This window comes from Mycobacterium neglectum, assembly GCF_002591975.1.
In the GTDB taxonomy this organism is placed as follows: Bacteria; Actinomycetota; Actinomycetes; order Mycobacteriales; family Mycobacteriaceae; genus Mycobacterium; species Mycobacterium neglectum.
In genome coordinates this window covers 123336-145095 of the sequence record NZ_NVQE01000013.1, presented here as the reverse complement: position 1 = coordinate 145095, position 21760 = coordinate 123336, and the positions used below count along the sequence as shown (strand labels likewise).

Genomic DNA, 21760 nt, shown 5'->3' with positions numbered 1-21760 from the left:
TTGCACTGGAAGTGCCTTTCCGAACTGACCCGATTGTTTGTGTGAGAACTACAATCATCCCAGTTCAGAGGGCACTTTCCTCATTCCGACACCCAGAAAACACCAGGTCAGTCGGTGGATCGAGGCTTAGTCCCCGCAAGGAAAGGTCATCACGTGCTCAACATCCGTAAACCCTGGCGAACCGCCGCGATCCTCACCGCGACCGCCACCGTCCTCGCCGCCTGCGGCGGTGGGGCCAGCGATGTTGTTGGCGGAGAGGAGGCGACGGGCGGTGATGGAACGACACTGACCGTGGTCGCGTACGCAGTGCCTGAACCGGGCTGGAGCAAGATTGTTCCCGCGTTCGCCGCCACCCAGGAAGGCGAGGGCGTGGCCGTGACGACGTCCTACGGCGCCTCGGGTGATCAGTCACGCGCAGTGGCCGACGGTAAACCAGCGGACCTGGTGAATTTCTCGGTCGAGCCCGACGTGGAGCGGTTGGTCAAAGCCGGCAAGGTGGCCGAGGACTGGAACGCCGACGCCACCCAGGGCATCGCGTTCGGCTCGGTGGTTACTTTCGTCGTGCGTGAGGGCAACCCGAAGAACATCCGGGACTGGGATGACTTGCTGCAGCCTGGGCTCGAGGTGGTCAGCCCGAGCCCACTCAGCTCGGGTTCGGCCAAGTGGAACCTGCTGGCTCCCTACGCCGTGAAGAGCAACGGTGGCCAGGACACGCAAGCCGGTCTGGACTTCGTCAACAAGCTGGTCACTGATCACATCCGGACCAGGCCGTCGTCCGGTCGCGAGGCCTCCGACCTGTTTCTGCAGGGCACCGGGGACGTGCTGCTGAGCTACGAGAACGAGGCGATCAATATCGAGCGTCAAGGTAAGCCGGTCGAACACGTCAACCCGCCGCAGACGTTCAAAATCGAGAACCCGGTCGCGGTCGTCACTTCCAGCGCACATCAGGAGCAGGCCAATGCGCTGAAGAACTTCCTGTACACCCCGGAGGGCCAGAAGATCTGGGCCCAAGCCGGTTTCAGGCCGGTCGACCCGGCGGTGGCCGAGGAGTTCTCGACCGATTTCCCGACGCCGGAGCAGCTGTGGACAATCGCTGACCTGGGTGGATGGGACATGGTGGATCCGGCGTTGTTCGACAAGGACAATGGATCGATCACCAAAATCTACAAACAGGCGACCGGATGACAGCTGCTCTTGACGACGGGGCCCGGCCCGATCTGTCGAAGAACGGCGGGGCCCCTCGTCTTCGTGGCTTCTTCACCAGCCGCTATGGCAGCACCAGGCTGCGCGTCGGAGTCGCGACGACGTGGCTTTCGGTGATTGTGCTGATGCCACTCGCCGCGATCGTGTGGCAGTCGGCGGGCGGTGGGTGGTCGGCATTCTGGCAGGCGATCACCTCCAACGGAGCCCTCGAATCGTTTCGCGTCACGCTGACGGTCTCGGTGGCCGTGGCGGTGGTCAACGTGTTCTTCGGTTTGATCGTCGCCTGGGTGCTGACGCGAGACGACTTCCCGGGCCAGCGCTACGTCGACGCGATCATCGACCTGCCGTTCGCGCTGCCGACGATCGTGGCCAGCCTCGTGATGTTGGCGCTGTACGGCCCCAACAGTCCGGTCGGCCTCTCCCTTCAGCAGACCATCTGGGGTATCGGCATCGCGCTGGCGTTCGTCACGTTGCCGTTCGTCGTCCGCTCGGTGCAACCGGTGCTGCTGGAATTGGACCGGGAGGTGGAAGAAGCCGCGGCATCGCTGGGTGCGGACAACTTCACCATCTTCAGGCTGGTGATTCTGCCCGCGCTGTTGCCGTCGCTGCTTTCGGGCGCGGGACTGGCGTTTTCCCGCGCGATCGGCGAGTACGGCTCCGTCGTGTTGATCGGCGGCGCGGTGCCGGGTAAGACCGAGGTCTCGTCGCAGTACATTCGCCAGCTGATCGAGTTCGACGACCGCACCGGTGCCGCGGCTGTTTCGATTGTGCTGCTCGCGATTTCGTTCGTTGTCTTATTCATCCTGCGCACCGTCGGATCGCGAGCGGCCAAACGCGAGGAGCTGGCGGCGTGATCCTTTCCCGCACGACGCGTTACCTGCTGCGTTACCTGGCCCTCGGGTACCTGCTCGTGTTGCTTGTCGTACCGGTCGGGCTGATCCTGTGGCGCACCTTCACGCCGGGAGTCGGCGCCTTCTTCGAGTCGATCACCACCCCGGCGGCCATTTCGGCGCTGCAGCTTTCGCTGGTGGTGGTCGCCATCGTGGTCCCGCTCAACGTGATCTTCGGGGTCCCGACCGCGTTGGTATTGGCGCGCAACCGGTTCCGCGGCAAGAGCCTGCTGCAGGCTGTTATCGACCTGCCATTCGCGGTGTCGCCGGTGGTGGTCGGCGTGGCATTGATTCTGCTGTGGGGATCGTCGGGCATATTCGGCTTCCTCGAGAATGACTTCGGCATCAAGATCATTTTCGGCTTCGCCGGGATCGTGCTGGCAAGCATCTTCGTCACCGTGCCCTACGTGATCCGAGAGGTCGAACCGGTCCTGCACGAACTGGGTACCGACCAGGAGGAAGCCGCCTCCACGTTGGGCTCAACTGGGTGGCAGACGTTCTGGCGGATTACGTTGCCGTCCATCAAGTGGGGTCTGATGTACGGCGTGGTTTTGACCATTGCGCGCACGCTCGGCGAATACGGTGCGGTCATCATGGTGTCGTCGAACCTGCCCGGCACTTCGCAGACATTGACGCTGCTGGTTTCGGACCGCCACGCCCGTGGTGCCGAGTACGGGGCGTACGCCATCTCGACGCTGCTGATGGCGGTCGCCGTGGTTGTCCTGATCGCCCAGGTGATTCTGGACGCCCGCCGCGAAAAGACAAGCAAATAGGCACGAGGAGACGCTGATATGACGAACGCGATCACCGTGCGGGGCGCCAACAAACGCTATGGCGACTTCGCCGCACTCGACAACGTCGACTTCGACGTGCCGTCGGGTTCCCTGACCGCGCTGCTCGGTCCCAGCGGGTCGGGAAAGTCAACGTTGTTGCGCGCCATTGCAGGTCTGGATCTGCCAGATACCGGCACGATCACCATCAATGGCCGTGACGTGACATCCATTCCGCCGCAACGACGTGGCATCGGATTCGTGTTCCAGCACTACGCCGCATTCAAGCACCTCTCCGTGCGAGACAACGTCGCGTTCGGGTTGAAGATCCGCAAGCGGTCGAAGCCGGAGATCAAGGAGAAGGTGGACAACCTCCTCGAGGTGGTGGGTCTGGCCGGATTCCAGACTCGCTATCCGAACCAGCTTTCCGGTGGGCAACGCCAGCGCATGGCCTTGGCGCGCGCACTGGCCGTCGACCCCGAAGTACTCCTTCTCGATGAGCCGTTCGGCGCGTTGGACGCCAAGGTTCGTGAAGACCTGCGTGCGTGGCTGCGCCGCCTGCATGACGAGGTGCACGTAACCACGGTGCTGGTCACTCATGACCAGTCCGAGGCGTTGGACGTGGCCGACCGGATCGCGGTGCTGAACAAGGGCCGCATCGAGCAGGTCGGTTCTCCCAACACGGTTTACGACGAACCCGCCAATGCGTTCGTCATGTCCTTCCTCGGCGCGGTGTCATCACTGAATGGCGTACTGGTACGCCCGCACGATATCCGCGTGGGCAGAACCCCTGAGATGGCGATTGCGACGACAGATGACACCGTACAAGCGACGGGTGTGGTCCGGGCGACCATCGATCGAATTGTCATGCTGGGCTTCGAGGTTCGTGTCGAACTCACCAGCGCGGCATCGAACACACCGTTTACCGCGCAGATTACCCGTGGTGATGCGGAGGCGCTCGGGTTGACGGAGGGTGACACTGTTTACGTTCGTGCCACCCGTATCCCGGCGATCCCCGCAGGCACGGATGTGCCGAAGGCGGATTCGGCCGACGACGACGAGGCCTTGACGACTGCCTAGCTCGTGAGCTCGCTAAGCGGCGGCGGTGCCGGGGACGACGTTCATCGCATCGAAGCGATCCAGCACCGTCGCGGCGACCAGATTGTGTGACCCCAGCGGCTCTGCCATCGGAATGCCTTGCGCCGCAGCGTAGGTCGCCACCCGGTCCGTGATGACGCCGTTCGCCAGGAACCACGGGGCGATCACCAGTTGACGGGCACCATGGGCCCGCAGCCGATCCGCGGCCTCGGCCACGGTGGGCTGCGGCCCGGTCGCGAACGCGACTTCGGCACCCGCCCAACGGGTTCCCACGCTCAGGGCGCGTGCCACGTTCGACGTCCTGGCGTTGGCGGCTTCCTTTGACGAGCCGACCGCGACGACGAGCACTCCGAGGTCTTCGGTTTCTGGCGACACCCCGATCTCGGACAGTCGCTGTCGCAACACCCACAGGAGAGCGGGATCCTCGCCGAGCACCTCGGCCTGCTTCACCGCGGCACCGGAGTTCTCGATCATCTCGGGGACGTCGACGCTCGCGTGATGGGCGTCGGCCAGCAGGAACGGCACCACGACGCCGGCGGGCAGTCCTGCCAACACGTTTTCGAGGCTCGGGCCGGTCTTCTCGATAAACGCGGGACGGACGTCGAGCCATGGCCGCAGCCGTCGGATCCGGCCCGCCACGGCATGCGTCACCGCCGCCGAACGCGGGTCGACGCTGCCGTGGGCCGCCAGAACAAGCAGGTGGGCGGGAGGCAACACCGTCACGACGCGTGTAGTCCGCATTCCGTCTTCGTCTGGCCCGCCCAGCGGCCGCTGCGCGGGTCTGCTCCCTCGATCGGCTTGGCCGTGCAGGGCGCGCAGCCGATCGACGGATAGCCCTCGAAGACCAGGGGGTTGACGAGCACATCGTTGGCATCGATGTAGCCCTGCATGTCCTCGTCGGACCACGCCGCAAGCGGGTTGATCTTCACCAGCCCGAAAGCCTTGTCCCAGCTGATGAGTGGCGCGTTGGCCCGCGTGGGGGCCTCGACTCGGCGGATACCGGTGACCCAGGCGGAATAGCCGCGCAGTGCCTTGGAGAGCGGTTCGACCTTACGCATCCGGCAGCATTCACTGGCCTCGCGGGCGAATAGATCCTTGCCGAACAATTCGTCCTGCTTGGCCACGCTGTTTTCCGGTGTCACGTTGACCACGTTGATGTCGTAGACGGCTTCGACGGCGTCGCGGGTGCCGATGGTCTCGACGAAGTGGTAGCCGGTGTCCAGGAACAGCACATCGACGCCGGGGCGCACCTTGGCCGCCAAGTCGACGAGCACCGCGTCCTGCATGTTGGACGCCACGATGTAGTTACCGCCGAAGTTCTCGTCGGTCCAGCGCAGCAGGTCATTCGCGCTGGCACCCTCGAGTTCTGCCGCGCCGCGTTCGGCCAACGCGATCAGGTCGATGTCATTCACCAGGTCTGTCATCGCAAATCCGCCTCGTCTGCTCGTAGGGCCCACGTAGCGAAACGCTCGCCGTCCTCGCGTTGTTTCACGAAGTTGCGCACAATCCGGTCGATGTAGTCGCCGAGCTCGGTCGAGAGGACCTTGTGCTGGCGCAACTTGCGGCCGAAGCCGCTGTCCAGGCCGAGGCTGCCACCCAGGTGTACCTGGAAGCCCTCCTCAGGCCCGTCGCCGTCGTCGACCATCTGGCCCTTGAACCCGATGTCGGCGACCTGGATGCGTGCGCACGAGTTCGGGCAGCCGTTGATGTGGATCGTTATCGGGACATCCAGTTGCGCGTTGATGTCCTCCAGCCGCTTCTCCAACTCCGGCACCAAGACCTGCGAACGCTTGCGGGTCTCGGCGAAGGAGAGCTTGCAGAACTCGATGCCGGTGCACGCCATCAGGTTGCGGCGCCAATGTGACGGCTGCGACGGGAGGCCGAGGGCGTCGAGCCCGTCGCGAAGCTCGTCGAGCTTGTCGTCGGGGACGTCGAGGACGATCAGCTTCTGGTACGGCGTGAACCGAATGCGGTCGCTGCCCACCGACTCCGCGAGGTCGGCCACCTTGGTCAGGATGGTGCCCGAAACCCGGCCGGCGATCGGGGCGACCCCGACGGCGTTGAGTCCGTTGCGCAGCTTCTGCACGCCGACGTGATCGATGGGACGCGTGACCGGCTGGGGTGCGGGACCGTCGATGAGCTTGCGTTTCAGATACTCGTCCTCGAGCACCTGACGGAATTTTTCCACGCCCCAGTCCTTGATCAGGAACTTCAGCCGTGCCTTGGCCCGCAGTCGGCGGTATCCGTAGTCGCGGAACGCCGATACGACGGCTTCCCACACGTCGGGCACCTCGTCGATCGGCACCCAGGCGCCGACCCGCTGACCGAGCATCGGGTTGGTGGACAGGCCGCCGCCGACCCAGAGGTCGAAGCCGGGGCCGTGCTCAGGGTGCTCGACCCCGATGAACGCCACGTCGTTGACCTCGTGCACGACGTCCTGCAGGCCCGAGATCGCGGTCTTGAACTTGCGCGGCAGGTTCGAGTACTCCGGCTTGTTGATGTAGCGCTTGACGATCTCGTTGATCGCCGGGGTTCCGTCGATCACCTCATCGAGCGATTCGCCGGCCAGCGGGGAACCGAGGACGACGCGCGGGCAGTCCCCGCACGCTTCGGTGGTCTGGAGGCCGACCTCGTCGAGACGGCGCCAGATCTCCGGCATGTTCTTGACGTCGATCCAGTGGTATTGGACGTTCTGACGATCGGAGATGTCGGCGGTGTCGCGCGCGAACTCGGTGGAGATGCCGCCCAGGGTGCGCAGCGCGGCCGCGGTCAACGCGCCGCCATCGCTGCGGACCCGCAGCATGAAGAACTCGTCCTCGAGCATGTCGGTGTTCTCGTCACCGGTCCAGGTCCCGTCATAGCCGGGCTTGCGCTGGGTGTAGAGGCCCCACCAGCGGAAACGGCCGCGCAGGTCGCCTTTGTCGATGGACTCGAAGCCGCCGGGGGCGTAGATGTTCTCGATGCGCGCCCGCACGTTCAGCGGGTTGTCGTCCTTCTTGGACTGTTCGTTCGGGTTGAGCGGCTCGCGGTATCCGAGCGCCCACTGGCCTTCGCCGCGTGGACGCTTGACGGGCTTGGCTGTGGTCATGTGTTGGGCTCCTTAGTGGAGCCGGATCGCGCATCTCACCGGGGGCTGACCGGTCGGCGCAAATCCGGCGGCCAGCTGAAAGTCGGGGTGGGCTGGGTCCTAGATCCGGCGCGTCAAGGCAGACAACAACAGCTACATACGCGCTTGAAGTCGACATGACGCCGCACGACCAGCGAGACGCGCTGGGGGAAGATGCGGGCGGACTTCACGCGGTCAATTGTGCCACGCTGACCGACATATGCCCTAACCGGCCTGGATTTGCGCTCACGGTGAGCAGAAGCCGGGATCTGGGAAGCTAGCTGCATGACAGTCCGAACGGCAGGTGCATGCGAACTGCCCGGCTTGGCGCTGACGCCGGGTCGCGCATTCGGCATCTATGTTCACGTGCCGTTCTGCGCCGCGCGCTGCGGCTATTGCGACTTCAACACCTATACGCCCGCTGAACTGGGCGGTGCGAATCCTGACGGCTGGCTCGAGGCGCTGCGAGCCGAGCTGGCCCTGGCCGCCAACCGGTTGGGGGCGGCTCGGCAGCCCGATGTCTCCGGCCGGGCGGCTCCGGAGCCCGATGTCGCCGGCCGGGCGGCTCGGCAGCCCGATGTCGCCGGCCGGGCGGCTCCGGCCGTCGACACCGTGTTCGTCGGGGGAGGTACCCCCTCGCTGCTCGGCGCCCCCGGCCTGACATCGGTGCTGGACGCGATACGCAGCCATTTCACCCTCGCCGCCGATGCTGAGGTCACCACCGAGGCGAACCCCGAATCCACCTCCCCGCAGCTGTTCGAGCACCTGCGGACGGCCGGCTTCACTCGGGTATCGCTTGGTATGCAATCGGTGGCACCGCACGTCCTCGCGGTGCTGGACCGGGTCCACTCACCGGGCCGGGCACTCGAGGCGGCGCGCGATGCCATCGCGGCGGGCTTCGAGCACGTGAACCTCGACCTCATCTACGGCACGCCGGGGGAGACCGACGACGACCTGCTGCGCTCGGTGGACGCCGCGGTCGAGGCCCGTGTCGATCATGTTTCGGCGTACGCCCTGGTGGTCGAGGACGGCACGGCGTTGGCCCGCCGAGTGCGGCGCGGCGAGGTCCGCGCACCCGACAACGACGAGCTCGCGCACCGCTACGAGTTGATCGATGCGCGGCTGTCCGCGGCGGGTCTGGGTTGGTATGAGGTCTCCAACTGGTGCCTGCCCGGCGGCGAGTGCCGGCACAACGTCGGCTACTGGAACGGCGGCGAATGGTGGGGCGCCGGACCCGGAGCGCACGGCTACGTCGACTCCACCCGGTGGTGGAATGTGAAGCACCCCAACGCGTATGCACAGGCGCTGGATGACGGGCTGCTGCCGGTGGCCGATTTCGAGCGGCTCGACTCGTGCGCACTGCACACCGAGGACGTCATGTTGCGGGTGCGGTTGCGCGACGGGCTGCCCGTGACGGCTCTGAACGAGGCGGAACAACGGCGGGCCCAGACGGTGATCGAGGACGGGCTGCTGACCCGCGACGGCGACCATTTGATCCTCACCGACCCAGGTCGGCTGTTGGCCGACGCAGTGGTCCGCACTCTGCTTGACTGACGATCGGCAGCCCGATTGAACGATTCTGCGGTGGTAATCCGTTGTGTTGTGCGACGACGACGGAAAGCGAGGAATGCGGCGGTGCATGGGATATGACCGATCCTGATCAGGCCGCGCTCCTGCGAGCGATCCACGACGCCCATAGCCGGGACCTGCTGCGCTATGTACTGCGTTTGACGAGGGGTGACATGCCGTTCGCGGAGGATGTCGTGCAGGAGTCGCTGCTGCGGCTCTGGCGTAAACCCGACATTCTCGCGCAGTCGAGCGAATCGGCGCGGGCATGGCTGTTCACCGTCGCCCGCAATCTCGTGATCGACGACCGGCGCAGCGCCCGGTTCACCAGGGAACTGCAGAGCGACAACCTTCCCGAGCGGCCGTCCCTGGATGCGATCGGACCTGCGGTCGACAAGTGGGTGCTGGCCGATGCGCTGAAGTCGCTGTCCGGCGACCACCGCAATGCGATCGTGCGCGCCTATTACCTCGGCCAGACCGTGGCCGACATCGCCGCCCAGGAACAAATTCCCGAGGGCACGGTCAAGTCCAGACTTCACTATGCGCTACGCGCGCTACGAATTGCGTTGCAGGAAAGGGGGGTTGGCCGTGACTGAGAACAGACCCGACGACCTGGCCGAGTGGGATGCCGCCTACGTCCTCGGCGCGTTGAACTCCGAGGAGCGGCGGACCTACGAGGACTATCTCGCCACGAACCCGCTGCGGAGCGCTGAGTTGAACGACCTGGCCGGGATGCCCGACATTCTCGACGTGCTCAGCCCCGAAGAGGCGCTGGCGTTGACCGACCTCGCGGGCACCCCGCCGGACCAGGATCGCCATGACAACGTCGCGTCGTTTGCTCAGGCGGCGGAGCGGCAGCGGCGATCCCGGCGTGGAGTCCTCGCCGTGGTGGTCGCGGCCGCCGCGGCCATGGCGATCGTCGGCGGAGTGGTCGGCGCGACGGTCTTTCCACGCACGACGGGGTCGGTGCAGACCGTGGCGATGGCGCCGATGCAGCCCGGGTCGCGCCCCGGCCTCACCGCCCAGCTTGCGGTTACCGAGAAGAAGTGGGGCACCGAGCTGAACTGGGCCTGCGAATACACCAAGGACTGGGCGCGCGACGTCGAGAGCTACGACATCGTCGTAACGACGAACAGCGGCGAGCAGATGGTGGTGGGCTCATGGCGACCGGCAGGAGACGAAGCCACCGGACTATCGGCGGCGACGAGTGTTCCGACTTCGGAGATCCGCACCGTCGACATTCGGGTGTCCGGTACCGGTGAACCGCTGGCAGTCACCACGCTTTGAGTGCTGTCCGACGAATTTGACGACGGTGCAAGCACTTCCAAACGTGATCGGCGCCACCCTCATGGTCACTCCGTAGGCCCTGCGTAAAGACCAAAAGCGGGGCCACGTGTGCCAGGATGGCCGGTATGTCGTGGGGTTTGTTAGGCAAGGCTAGCCAGACTTCCAAGCGTCCAGGGTTCCGCTGACATGGCCGCTGACCCTGAACCGATCGCAATTGTCGGCATCGGCTGCCGCCTTGGCGGCGGCGTCAACGACCCCGCGCAGTTCTGGACCTTTCTGACCGAGGGCCGAAGCGACGTCCGCGAGGTACCGGAGGAGCGCTGGGAGCCCTACCTGCGCCGGGACCCGCGCAACGCTGCGGTGCTGAAAGAAACCACGCGGTGGGGCACCTTCCTCGACGATCTCGCCGGGTTCGACGCCGAGTTCTTCGGGGTGTCCCCGCGAGAAGCGGAACTGATGGATCCACAGCAACGGCTGACGCTCGAAGTGAGCTGGGAAGCGCTCGAACACGCCGGTGTGCCGCCGCGGACGCTGGCGGGCAGCGACACCGCAGTTCTCATGGGCGTCAACTCCGACGACTACGGCAAGTTGATCATGGAGGATCTGCCGGGTATCGAGGCCTGGACCGGGATCGGCACGTCATTGTGCGGAATCGCCAACCGCGTGTCCCATCTGCTCGATCTGCGGGGTCCGAGCGTTGCGCTGGACGCCGCATGCGCGGCATCGCTGGTGGCGGTGCATCAGGCATGCCAGATGCTTAGGGCGGGCGAGACATCGCTGGCACTGGCCGGCGGCGTCAGCGCGCTGATCGGTCCGGGATTGACCCGGGTGCTCGACGAGGCCGGCGCCACCGCTCCGGATGGGCGTTGCAAGACGTTCGACGCAAGCGCCGACGGCTACGGTCGCGGCGAGGGTGCGGCGGTGGTGGTGCTCAAACGCCTCGCCGACGCGGTCCGCGACGGCGACCGGGTGCTCGCCCTCGTGCGCGGCGGTGCGATCGCGCAGGACGGCCGCACGGTGGGCATCATGTCACCCAACGGCGACGCCCAAGCAGACATGTTCGCGCGCGCATGCGAATCGGCGGGTGTGCCACCGGCGAGCGTCGACTTCGTCGAGGCGCACGGCACCGGCACCCCGAGCGGCGATCCCACCGAGGTCCGGGCGCTGGCCTCGGTCTACGGGGTCGATCGCCCAGCGGACGCGCCATGCCGAATCGGATCGGTGAAGCCCAACGTGGGCCACCTCGAGGGTGGGGCCGGCGTCGTCGGTCTCATCAAGGCCGCGCTGGCGCTGCACCACGAAGCCATCCCGCCGACCGCTGGCCTGAAAACCCTTACGCCTAATGTTGATTGGGCGAACAGCGGGCTGCAGGTGCCGACGTCGGTCGAGCCGTGGGTGCGCACCGACGCCGCGCCGCGTCGTGCCGCGGTATGCAGCTACGGCTACGGCGGCACGATCGCCCACATCCTGCTCGAGGAAGCGCCTGCGAACCAGACGCCGCCCACCGAGGCTGCTGCACACCCTTCGCCGACGGTGGTACCGATATCGGCGCGGTCCTCCGTCCGGCTGCGTACCCAGGCCGGGGTGCTGGCCGATCACTTACGCGCCAGAGACGACGAACTCGATCGTGTGGCCGCGACGTCGTGGGCGCGCCGCTCACACGAATCAGCAAGGGCCGCAGTGGTTGCCGACGACATCGACGGCGTGGTAGCCGGGCTGAGCGCGCTCGCCAACGACAAGGCCGACCCACTTGTCGTGACCGGAACCGCGCTGCCGGCTGCGGCCGACGGCGCGGTATGGGTGTTCTCCGGGCACGGATCGCACTGGGCGGGAATGGGCCGGCAGCTTCTCGAACGCGAGGCTGTGTTCGCCGCGGTCATCGACGCGATCGATCCGGTGTTCCGCGAGGAGCTGGGATTCTGTGCACGCGACGCACTGCGCGCCGGCGAGCTCGGCGGCACAGACCGGGTGCAGGCCTTGACATTTGCGATGCAGGTAGGCCTCGCCGCCGTGCTGCGCGAGCGGGGTGTGACACCCGCTGCGGTCATCGGCCATTCGGTCGGCGAAGTCGCCGCGTGCGTGACGGCGGGCGTGTTCGACCTGACGGTGGGCGCGGCGGTGGCGTGTTATCGGGCACGCGGATTCCAGTCGGTGATGGGCAACGGCGCGATGGCATTGGTGCGATTGCCCTTCACCGAAGCCGAACGTAGGTTGCACGGGCATCGCAACGTGGTTGCGGCAATCAGCGCCTCACCGGCATCGACCGTGGTGTCCGGCACGGTCAGCGCCGTCGAGCAGATCTGCCAAGTCTGGACCGACGAAGGCGTGATGATCCGCCGCGTCAACACCGACGTGGCATTTCACAGCCCCGCGATGGACGCTCTCACCGCAGAACTCGGGCGACTCACGGCCGCGCTGCCACCGTCTCGTCCTGCCGAAATCCCTTTGTACACAACGGCACTTTGTGATCCGCGCTCGACGGCACCGCGCGACCAGAACTACTGGGTGGCCAATCTGCGTGATCGCGTGCGCTTCGCGGAGGCGGTGACGGCCGCGGCCGAGGATGGTCATCGGCTGTTCCTGGAGGTGTCCGCTCATCCGGTGGTCGCGCATTCGGTTGTCGAGACGTTGACCCACACGGGAATCGACGAGCACGCGGTCGTTCCGGTGCTCCGCCGCGACCGTGAAGAGCTACAGTCGGTGGCCGCCGCGGTGGGCTCCCTGTACTGCAACGGCGCGCCTGTCAGCCACGGCATCGACGCATCGGCGCCCTGGGCCGATGCGCTGCCGGTCACGCAGTGGCAGCATCGGCACTTCTGGCGCACGCCGACACCTCCTCCCGGCGGCCGCGGTGTACATGACGTCGACAGTCACACCCTGCTCGGCGGACGGATGGACGTGACCGGGGCCGTCGCGTCCACGATGTGGCAGACACGGCTGGACATGAGCAACCGGCCGTACCCTGGGAGCCATCCTCTGCAGAACACGGAAATCGTCCCTGCTGCAGTGATTCTGAATACTTTCCTGGGCGTCGTCGCCAATCTGAACACCCGCTCCGGCCGGTCTGGCACCGACCTCGTCGACGTCCGGCTGCGCACACCCGTGGCGCCGAGCCGGGCCCGCGATGTGCAGGTCGTCCTCCAGGACCGCGGCCTCACCCTTTCGACCCGTTTGGTGGACGACACCGAGTCCGCCGAGGAGGGGGGCTGGCTCACGCACAGCAGCGCGGTGGCGGCGGCCGACGACGACATCGAGGATCTCCTGGGGCAGGTGCTCGACGAGTCCGCCGCCAAGGCGCGGTGCCCAGAAACCCTGTCGTCGAACCACGTCGTGGACACCTTGGCGACACTCGGCGTGGCAGCCATGGGATTCGATTGGGAAATCGTCGAATTGCTGCGCGGCGACTCAGAGCTCATCGCGCGGGTCGCGGCCAACGGCGACCGGTCAGTGCCCGACACGTGGGCGCCGCTGCTGGATGCGGCGACGTCCGCCGCCTCCACCATATTCGACGGTCCACCGCGACTGCGGATGCCCGCACGGATAGAGCGTGTGCAGGTGTACGGCCGTCCGCCAGCGGTGGCCGTGCTGCACGTCCGACGGCGGACCGGAACCACCACCACCGACGTGCTGATCGCCGAGGAGTCGGGCGCCGTCCGCGCATCGCTCACCGGAATGTCGTTCGAAGAGCTCGAAAACCCGGCGGGCAGCGACCTTTCGCGGATGCTGCATCACGTCACGTGGCATTCGGTCGGATGGCGCGAGGACGATCGACCGTCAGCGGTATTCGTCGTCGGTGGTGACCCCGACACCCGGTGCTTCGTGGCGCGCGACCTCGACGCGGCCGACGTGCGGTACGCGACATATGCCGAACCGGCCGAGATCGAGGCGACCGAGGCCGAGTTGGACCGCGACGCCGTGGTGCTGGTGTTGCCCCGCGGCCACGACTCACCGCAGAAGTCGGTGGCCGTCGTGATGCAGACGTTGCGGCACGTGCTCGACCGCGGCGCGAAGGCGCGGGTATGGGTGCTCACCCAGCGGGTGCACGAAGGCGGCAATGTGGTCCACGCGCCGCTGTGGGGTCTGGCCAGAGTCGCTGCCGCCGAGCATCCCAAGATCTTCGGCGGAGTGCTCGACGTGGGCGATACGAAACTGCCGGTCGGCGCACTGGCCTCGCTTCGCGGTCATCCGGTCGTCGTGATGCGCGACGGGGACGCCAAGGCGGCCCGGTTGGCGTTCGCCGGGCGCGGGGCCGGCAAACCCATGCAGTGTTCGGCGGGCGGCACGTACCTGATCACCGGCGGCACAGGTGTTCTCGGGCTGCGGATGGCCCAGCGGCTCGCAGACATCGGTGCCCGGCGACTGGTGCTGCTGTCTCGCGCCGGCATGCCCGACCGGTCGCAGTGGCGCGACGCAGGTGATTCCGAACTGATCCGCACCGTCGCCGCACTCGAGGAACGCGGCGTGTCCGTGCACGTCCTGCCACTCGACATCGGCGCGCCCGGTGCCGCCGATACGCTGCGCGCCGCGCTACGGGATCTGCCACCGGTGCGGGGTGTCATTCACGCCGCCGGAGTGGAAGCCGGTGCGCTGCTTGTCAACACGAGTCCGGCAGACTTCGAGGCAGCCATGCACCCGAAGGTCGACGGCACGTTGACGTTGCACGAGGTCTTCCCGCCCGAACAGCTGGACTGGATGGTGCTGTTCTCGTCGTGCGGATATCTCGCGGGCTTCCCCGGGCAGGGCGCGTACGCGTGCGCCAACTCGTTCCTCGACGTCATGGCCCGTCATCGCCGACGCCTCGGCGACCGCACCGTCAGCATCGCGTGGACTGCCTGGCGGGGGTTGGGGATGGGCTCGACGTCAGGTTTCGTCGCGGCACAACTCGACGCGCTCGGTATGGGTACCATCGCCGCGGACGAAGCGGTCCGCGCGCTGGACCTTGCCATGCGCGATGGTCAATCGAATGTCGTTGTACTGCCGGTTCTTCCGGGAGCCACGGCCGTACCGATGCTCGCTGACGTGGTACCTGTCGAGGTCGACGACTCGACTGCTTCGGACTCAATGCCGGGCAGTTTCGCAGGAAACGACGGCGAACCGGACCCCCAGCGGGTGGTCGAGTGTGTGATCGCGGCGGTATCGGCCCAGCTCGGACTCCAGGATGGCGATGTGGACACCGGCCTGCCGCTGGTGGAGATCGGTGTCGACTCGATCATGACGGTGGGATTGCTGCGCCAGCTGGAGAAGCAGACAGGGCTGTCGCTGCCTCCGACTCTGCTGTGGGAGTACCCGACGGCTGCGGCGGTGTCGGATCGGATTTCCGAACTGCTCTCATCGCACGAAGTTTCGGAGGAACCCCGCGAAGTTCCGGTGTCCTGAAAGACCGGGCTTAGTTGGGCGCGAGTTGCGCCACGACCTTCTTCTTGTCCACCTTGCCGACCGCGGTCTTGGGCAGGGCCGGCAACGGTGCGAGCATGTCGGGTCGTGAGTGCGCAGATACGCCGCGTTCGTCGAGGAACTGATTCAGTTCGGCGAGTGTGATCGTCGGTCCGTTGAACACGACAGCCGCACAGATCTTTTCGCCCAGATAGTCGTCGGGGAGGGCAACCGCTGCTGCGGTGTAGATCGCGGGATGCGCGAACAGGTGCTCCTCGAGGTCAGAGGCCGACACGGTCTCTCCGCCTCGATGAATGACATCCTTGATACGCCCGGTGACCTCGACATAGCCCGCTCTCTCACCGTCGGCGAAGATGCGCACGCGATCCCCGGAGCGGTAGAAGCCGTCGGGGCTGAACGACCGGGCGTTTGCCTCGTCGGCCCGGTAGTAGCCGTTGAGCGTGTAAGGGCCGCGCACCAACAGCTCACCCTCATGGCCGGGGACGACCTCTCGGCCCGCCTCGTCGACCACGCGCATCTCGTCGTGCGGCGACATCGGTCGGCCCTGGGTGTTGACCACGACGTCGAAGGGATCGCCGACCCGGGTGAAATTGAGCATTCCCTCTGCCATACCGAAGATCTGGGACAGTCCAGGGGTCAACCCGTCGAGGATGTAGCGGGCCTCCTCGGGTGTCATCCGCGAACCGCCCACCTGAACCACCCGCAGTGACGTCGGGAGCACTGGTTCCCACTCGCAGGCCTGGGTCCACACCTTGGCCAGTGCATTGACGAGTCCGGTGACGGTGATCTTGTGCCGGTCGATCAGCGCGAAGGCAGACTCGGGGCTGGGGTCGGCAGTGAACACCGACGTGGCGCCGACCGTCATGGAGCCCAGCAGTCCGGGGCAGCCAAGCGGAAAGTTGTGCCCCGCGGGCAGCGCGACGAGATATACGTCCTCGCCGGTCATCTCGTAAGCGTGCGCACATGCGGTGGCGTTGTAGACGTAGTCGTTGTGGGTGCGCGCAATCAGCTTGGGCAGGCCGGTCGTGCCGCCAGACACCAGCAGTAGGGCGGGCGAGCCCGGGTCGACCGGCACACGATCGCGGACGGGACCGTCGAAATCGGCTAGCTCCGAGAAGGATTGGAAGGGTCCGGGTTCTCCGTCGACGAACACATGGGTGAGCCGCGGATTGTCCTTCACCAGAGCCTGCGCGAGTTCCCGGTAGTCGAATCCGGCAACCCGGTCGGCAACGACGAGTCCGACCGCTCCGCTGACGTCGGCGAAGTGACTGAGCTCGGCGTAGCGATGACCCGGCAGGCACATGACCGGGACGGCGCCCGCCCGCAGGAAGCCGAACAACGCGACGGCGAACTGGGCGGAATTCGGAAGCTGCAGCATCACCCGGTCGCCGGCCGCGATACCGCGATCCGTGAGTGCCGACGCGATCCGGTCGGTGCGGGCGTCGAGTTCGGCGAAGGTGTAGGAGACGTCCGGGTCGACGACAGCGGCGCGGTCGGGCCACGTCGCGGCGGCGTCGGTGAGGATGGAGTCCAGGCGGCGGCCGGTCCAGTAGCCCGCGCTGCGATATTCCTCGGCGCGGTCGGCGGGAAACGGAACAAAACCCGTGTTCAGATCGCTTTGCTGAGGATCTAGACCGGTGCTCATAGGTGGGTGCGACCCCTCTGGGTAGGTATGTTCGACACCTCGAATATAAGGTAGCCTCGCCGGGTTAGTTAGGGCAGCCTAATCTTGGAGGACAGCGTGGGTGTTGGGGGCGGAGCAGGTGCCGGGCGAATTGGGCGCGCCAACACCCCGTCAGCGTCGGTTAGCGCGCCGAATCCACCCTCGGTCCGCGAGGAGGTCGCCGAACTCCTCGGCGTGACGCCCGACGATGTTGACCCCGACGCCGACTTGATCGCCTCCGGTCTCGATTCGATCCGCATGATGTCGTTGTCGGGGCGGTGGCGGAAGCAGGGAATCGACGTCAACTTCGCCGCACTGGCGGAGAACCCGACAGTGGCGGCGTGGTCGGCGCTGGTGGCGGAACGGTCCGACGACGACGCTGAGTTCGGCGACCCGGTCCATGACGGTGGCGAGGCCGGCGACGCCGGTGAGCCATTCCCGCTGGCGCCCATGCAGCACGCGATGTGGCTGGGCCGCAACGACGATCAGCAACTCGGTGGTGTCGCCGCCCACCTTTACGTGGAGTTCGACGGTGCCGGGGTCGATCCGAACCGTTTGCGTGACGCGGCCGCGAAACTGGTTGCGCGCCATCCGATGTTGCGTGTGGAGATCCTGCCCGATGGCACCCAGCGAATCGGCGATCGCGGCCTGCCTGTCACCGTCTACGACCTGCGCGAGCTGGATACCGAAGCAGCTGAGCAGCGGTTGGAGACCATTCGTCACCAGAAGTCGCATCAGTTACTCGACGGCGATGTGCTCGAGCTGAGCCTGTCGCTTCGCCCGGATGGTCGCACGCGGTTGCACGTCGACATGGACATGAACGCCGCGGACGCGGTGAGTTACCGCAAGTTCATGGCCGACCTCGCGGTGTTCTACCGCGGCGGGGAACTGCCCGAACTGGGATACACCTATCGCCAGTACCGGGCCGCGCTGGCAGCCTCCGCTCCAGGACCCTCAGACGAAGACCGGCAGTGGTGGGCCGAGCGTCTTCCGGAGCTGCCCGAATCGCCTGCACTGCCGCTGGTCCCGTTGGCCGAACAAGCCGACCCTCGCCGCAGCGTCCGCCTGTGGCACATCTTCGATGTCGAGACACGGGACGCCCTCTTCGCGGCCGCGCAGCGCCGCGGATTCACGCCCGCGATGGCCGTCGCGGCGTCGTATTCGAATGCGTTGGCGCGGTGGTCGACCGGCTCACGGTTCCTGCTCAACCTGCCGATGTTCGGGCGGGAACCGTTCCATCCCGATGTCGAGAAACTCGTCGGCTGCTTCACCTCGTCGCTGATGCTCGACATCGACCTGACGCAGACCACCACACCGGCGGAGCGGACACGCGTCGTGCAGGAAACGTTGCACAACACCGCTCGACACTCGAGCTACTCGGGCCTGTCCGTGCTTCGCGACCTCGGACGCCACCGCGGCAACCAGACGCTCGCCCCGATCGTCTACACCAGCGCGCTCGGACTCGGCGACCTGTTCGCCGGTGAGGTCACCGACCTTTTCGGTGCCCCGGTGTGGACGATTTCTCAAGGACCGCAGGTGCTCATAGATGCACAGGCCACGCCGCTGGCAACCGGTCTGATGATCAACTGGGATGTCCGCGTGGACGCGTTCCGGCCAGGTGTCGCCGACGCGATGTTCGCCTACCACCTCGCCGAGTTGACTCGGTTGGCCACCGACGACGCGACCTGGGACGCGCCAGATCCGCCCGCGGTGCCCGAGGCCGCACGTGCCATTCGTGAGGCGGTGAACAGCGTCACCGCGCCACCGTGTGGAGACACGATCCACGAAGGGTTCTTCCGTAACGCACTGACCGCGCCCGATGCTCCGGCGGTGTTCAGCGACGACGGAGACCTGACGTACGGTGAACTGCGCTTGCGAGCTCTTGCGCTCGCGGAAGCATTACGCGGCAACGGGGTTCGCCCCGGTGATCTCGTCGCGTTGATCGGTCCCAAGTGTGGCGAGCAGATACCCGCGGTGCTCGGCATTCTGGCGGCCGGCGCCGCCTATCTTCCGATCGCCGCCGATCAGCCATCCGACCGGACCCGTCGCATCCTCGAGTCCAGCGGCGTAACCGCGGTGCTGATCTGCGGCGGTGCCGACGCGATCGAGGTCGCGGTGCCGGTCATCTCCGTCGCGACGGCGACACAAGCCCCTGTCGACGCCGAGCCCGCCACCGTCGACCCACACGACTTGGCCTACGTGTTGTTCACGTCGGGGTCGACCGGCGAGCCCAAGGGTGTCGAGCTGACGCACGACGCGGTGATGAACACCGTGGAGTTCATCGGCAGCCGTTACCGATTGGGACCGACGGACAGAAGCCTGGCGCTGGCCTCGCTGGAAGCCGACATGTCAGTGCTGGAGATCTTCGCAATCCTGCGGGCGGGCGGCGCGGTCGTCGTCGTGGACGAGACCCAGCGCCGGGACCCCGATGTGTGGGCGAACCTGATTCAGAAGCACTGCGTCACCTTCCTGAACTGGATGCCAGGTTGGCTGGACATGTTGCTGAAGGTCGGCGGTAACCGGCTGGCAACCCTGCGGGTGGTGCTTCTCGGCGGTGACTGGGTGCGCCCCGAACTCATTCGGGCGCTTCGCAAGTCAGCGCCCGCCGTGCGGGCGGCGGGCCTCGGCGGAGCGACTGAAACCGCGGTACACGGCACAATCTGCGAGGTTGACAACCCGCCAGCGCACTGGGCTTCGATCCCTTACGGCAATCCGTTCCCGAACAACGCCTGCCGCGTGGTGGCCGCCGACGGATCCGACTGCCCGGATTGGGTACCGGGTGAGTTGTGGTTCTCCGGACGCGGCATCGCCCGCAGCTACCGCGGGCGCCCCGACCTGACGGCCGAGAAGTTCGTCGAATACGACGGTCGAACCTGGTACCGGACAGGCGATCTCGTGCGCTATCGAGCGGACGGGACACTGGATTTCGTCGGGCGGATCGATCATCGGATCAAGATCAGCGGTTACCGGATCGAACTCGGCGAAGTCGAAGGGGCGCTCAAGCGGGTGCCGCATATCGACGCGGCGGTCGCGACGGTGATTGGCGGAGAACCGGATGTGCTGGCCGCGCTGGTCCGTGCCGCTGATCCCAGTGTCGATTCACAATCCGTCGTAGCCGCCATGACCGAGTTGCTGCCCGCACACATGATTCCCAAGGTCATCGTCGTGAGCGACCGGATCCCGTTCACCGTGAACGGCAAGATCGATCGCAAGGCCGTCGCCCGCCAACTGGCCGAAGCTGAAATGCCTGCGGCACAAGTCTTCCGGCCGCCGTCAACGTCGCTGGAATCCGCGTTGGTCGCGATTGTTGCCGAGGTGCTCGGTGTGCCCGGCGACAAGATCGGGATCGACGACGACTTCTTCTCCCTCGGTGGTGATTCCGTACTCGCCACCCAGGTGATCGCCCGGGTTCGCGATTGGCTGGATACGCCCACGGTGCTGGTCACCGACATGTTCGCCGCGCGCAGCGTGACAAATCTGGCCGAGCGGCTTCTCGGTCGCGAAGCGGACGCCGACCGCCTCAACATGGTCGCCGAGGTGTACCTGGAGGTCGCCGGGATGGACAGCGCCGACGTGCTGTCCGAACTCGCCAGCGGCTAGTTCAGCGCGGTCGCGGCCAGTGGCCAGATATCCGACGCTTTCAGCACAAAAGTGTCGGATAACTGGACATTCGACCGGCTACTCCAGTGCCGCGGCCAATCGCCGCCATTGTTCGCGGGGGAATTCCCTTGGGTCGGCGGTGAGCACCTGCACGCAGACGTGGTCGGCGCCCGCGGCGAGGTGTTCGTTCACCCGGCGCAGCACCGCCTCCTCGTCGCCCCACGCGATGATCGCGTCGAACAGTCGGTCGCTGACCGATGTCACGTCTTCCTGCGAGAAGCCGGAGCGGAGCAAGTTGTTGGCGTAATTGGGAAGCGCCAGATAAGAGCGCAACCAATCGGTTCCGAGCTTGCGCGCCTCTTCCTCGTCCTCGGTAAGCAGCACCGTCTGCTCTGGGAGCAGCAGCGGGCCGTCGCCGAGGTGCTCGCGGGCGTAGCGGGTGTGATCGGGCGTCACCAGATACGGGTGGGCCCCGCGCGCCCGGGTCGCCGACAGTTCGAGCATCTTCGGGCCAAGCGCCGCGAGCACCCGGTTCGCGACGGGCACAGGATTCTCCGTCGCATCGATCGCGTCCAGGTAGGCCCGCGTCGCGGCGAGTGGCTTGCGGTAGAGGCCCGGTTCCTTGGAATCGATGAGTGGGGCATGGCTCACTCCGATACCGAGGAGAAAGCGCTCACCGTGCTTCGCGGTGAGCGATGCATACGCCTCGGCCACATCCGCCGGTTCGTGCATCCACAGGTTCAGGATCCCAGTGGCGATCACGACCCGATTGGTCGCCGACAGCAGCTGGCCCACCGAGTCAAGGACAGGTCCGCCGACGTCGGGGATCCACAGCGCGGTGAATCCAAGCTCTTCGAGCTCCGCGGCCGCCTCAGCGGCCTCGCCGGCGTCGCCGTAGCGCAGCTGAGAACTCCATACTCCGACGCCTGCGAGATCCATGCGGTGATCCTCTCGGTGGTAACTACCGACCCACGCTACCGCTGGCGCGCGGCAGGGCAACGGGCGGCCATGAGCGACCCGCCAGCGACGTCTGCCCAGGTGGTGGCCCATTCGCACGGCCTCGACGTGGTCGAACTCGCCGGCCGGACCCCCGGATGTACGGGTGTTCGGCAAGCTCAATTAGGGTAACCTCACGAACTTAGGACAGCCTGCGCTAATTCACGCTGGAGGAATTTTGTGTGTT

The 21760-nt window shown here is 66.3% G+C and carries 15 protein-coding genes; 9 read left to right on the top strand and 6 right to left on the bottom strand.

Annotation, left to right across the window (positions count from 1 at the left end; all coding sequences use genetic code 11):
- Nucleotides 1–153: 153 nt before the first annotated feature.
- From CSQ99_RS13065 to CSQ99_RS13050, 4 genes are read left to right on the top strand one after another with little or no spacing between them, the layout of a single operon-like run.
- Complete coding sequence (locus tag CSQ99_RS13065; RefSeq protein ID WP_099039449.1) at nt 154–1185, top strand: sulfate ABC transporter substrate-binding protein; 1032 nt, start codon at nt 154–156, stop codon at nt 1183–1185.
- The gene (gene cysT / locus CSQ99_RS13060; RefSeq protein WP_099039448.1) at nt 1182–2057 is read left to right on the top strand and encodes a sulfate ABC transporter permease subunit CysT; all 876 of its coding nucleotides are present in this window, start codon (nt 1182–1184) and stop codon (nt 2055–2057) included. Before CSQ99_RS13065 ends, cysT begins: the two co-directional genes overlap by 4 nt.
- On the top strand, nt 2054–2866 hold the full coding sequence (cysW, locus tag CSQ99_RS13055; protein ID WP_099039447.1) for a sulfate ABC transporter permease subunit CysW: 813 nt from the start codon (nt 2054–2056) through the stop codon (nt 2864–2866). Before cysT ends, cysW begins: the two co-directional genes overlap by 4 nt.
- Nucleotides 2867–2884: 18 nt before the next feature.
- Entirely contained in the window at nt 2885–3943 is a 1059-nt protein-coding gene (locus CSQ99_RS13050; protein ID WP_099039446.1) for a sulfate/molybdate ABC transporter ATP-binding protein, read from the top strand.
- A gap of 12 nt (nt 3944–3955) precedes the next feature.
- Here CSQ99_RS13050 and CSQ99_RS13045 read toward each other — a convergent pair whose 3' ends face one another.
- From CSQ99_RS13045 to CSQ99_RS31880, 4 genes are all read right to left on the bottom strand, one after another.
- Nucleotides 3956–4702 carry a sirohydrochlorin chelatase gene (locus CSQ99_RS13045; protein WP_099039445.1) on the bottom strand — a complete coding sequence of 249 codons (747 nt, stop codon included), beginning with the start codon at nt 4700–4702 and terminating at the stop codon, nt 3956–3958.
- Nucleotides 4681–5385, bottom strand: coding sequence for a phosphoadenylyl-sulfate reductase (locus CSQ99_RS13040; protein ID WP_099039444.1), 705 nt, complete (start codon nt 5383–5385; stop codon nt 4681–4683). Before CSQ99_RS13040 ends, CSQ99_RS13045 begins: the two co-directional genes overlap by 22 nt.
- The gene (locus CSQ99_RS13035) at nt 5382–7049 is read right to left on the bottom strand and encodes a nitrite/sulfite reductase (RefSeq protein ID WP_099039443.1); all 1668 of its coding nucleotides are present in this window, start codon (nt 7047–7049) and stop codon (nt 5382–5384) included. The genes CSQ99_RS13040 and CSQ99_RS13035 overlap by 4 nt, the downstream gene beginning before the upstream one ends.
- Nucleotides 7050–7162: 113 nt before the next feature.
- Nucleotides 7163–7354, bottom strand: coding sequence for an Ms4527A family Cys-rich leader peptide (locus CSQ99_RS31880; protein ID WP_425437819.1), 192 nt, complete (start codon nt 7352–7354; stop codon nt 7163–7165).
- On the opposite strand from CSQ99_RS31880, the gene hemW reads away from it, so the two are divergent.
- The 4 genes from hemW (at nt 7353) to CSQ99_RS13015 (ending at nt 15296) form a co-directional block, all read left to right on the top strand.
- Nucleotides 7353–8621, top strand: coding sequence for a radical SAM family heme chaperone HemW (hemW, locus tag CSQ99_RS13030; RefSeq protein ID WP_099039442.1), 1269 nt, complete (start codon nt 7353–7355; stop codon nt 8619–8621). The two genes, CSQ99_RS31880 and hemW, sit on opposite strands and share 2 nt — an antisense overlap.
- Nucleotides 8622–8713: 92 nt before the next feature.
- Nucleotides 8714–9229, top strand: coding sequence for a sigma-70 family RNA polymerase sigma factor (locus tag CSQ99_RS13025; protein ID WP_099039441.1), 516 nt, complete (start codon nt 8714–8716; stop codon nt 9227–9229).
- Nucleotides 9222–9920: an anti-sigma factor gene (locus CSQ99_RS13020; protein ID WP_099039440.1), complete on the top strand. Its 699-nt coding sequence runs from the start codon at nt 9222–9224 to the stop codon at nt 9918–9920. Before CSQ99_RS13025 ends, CSQ99_RS13020 begins: the two co-directional genes overlap by 8 nt.
- 186 nt (nt 9921–10106) lie before the next feature.
- Nucleotides 10107–15296 (top strand): type I polyketide synthase, encoded by a 5190-nt coding sequence (locus CSQ99_RS13015; RefSeq protein ID WP_099039439.1) that lies wholly within the window; start codon nt 10107–10109, stop codon nt 15294–15296.
- 10 nt (nt 15297–15306) lie between these two features.
- On the opposite strand, the gene CSQ99_RS13010 is transcribed toward CSQ99_RS13015, so the two are convergent.
- Nucleotides 15307–16959 (bottom strand): (2,3-dihydroxybenzoyl)adenylate synthase, encoded by a 1653-nt coding sequence (locus CSQ99_RS13010; protein WP_099039438.1) that lies wholly within the window; start codon nt 16957–16959, stop codon nt 15307–15309.
- 129 nt (nt 16960–17088) lie between these two features.
- Here CSQ99_RS13010 and CSQ99_RS13005 point away from each other — a divergent pair, with 129 nt between their 5' ends.
- Nucleotides 17089–20577 (top strand): non-ribosomal peptide synthetase, encoded by a 3489-nt coding sequence (locus tag CSQ99_RS13005; protein ID WP_099039473.1) that lies wholly within the window; start codon nt 17089–17091, stop codon nt 20575–20577.
- Nucleotides 20578–20655: 78 nt separating this feature from the next.
- Here the strand turns inward: CSQ99_RS13005 and CSQ99_RS13000 are convergent, their stop codons facing one another.
- Nucleotides 20656–21516, bottom strand: coding sequence for an LLM class F420-dependent oxidoreductase (locus tag CSQ99_RS13000; protein WP_099039437.1), 861 nt, complete (start codon nt 21514–21516; stop codon nt 20656–20658).
- Nucleotides 21517–21760 lie beyond the last annotated feature (244 nt).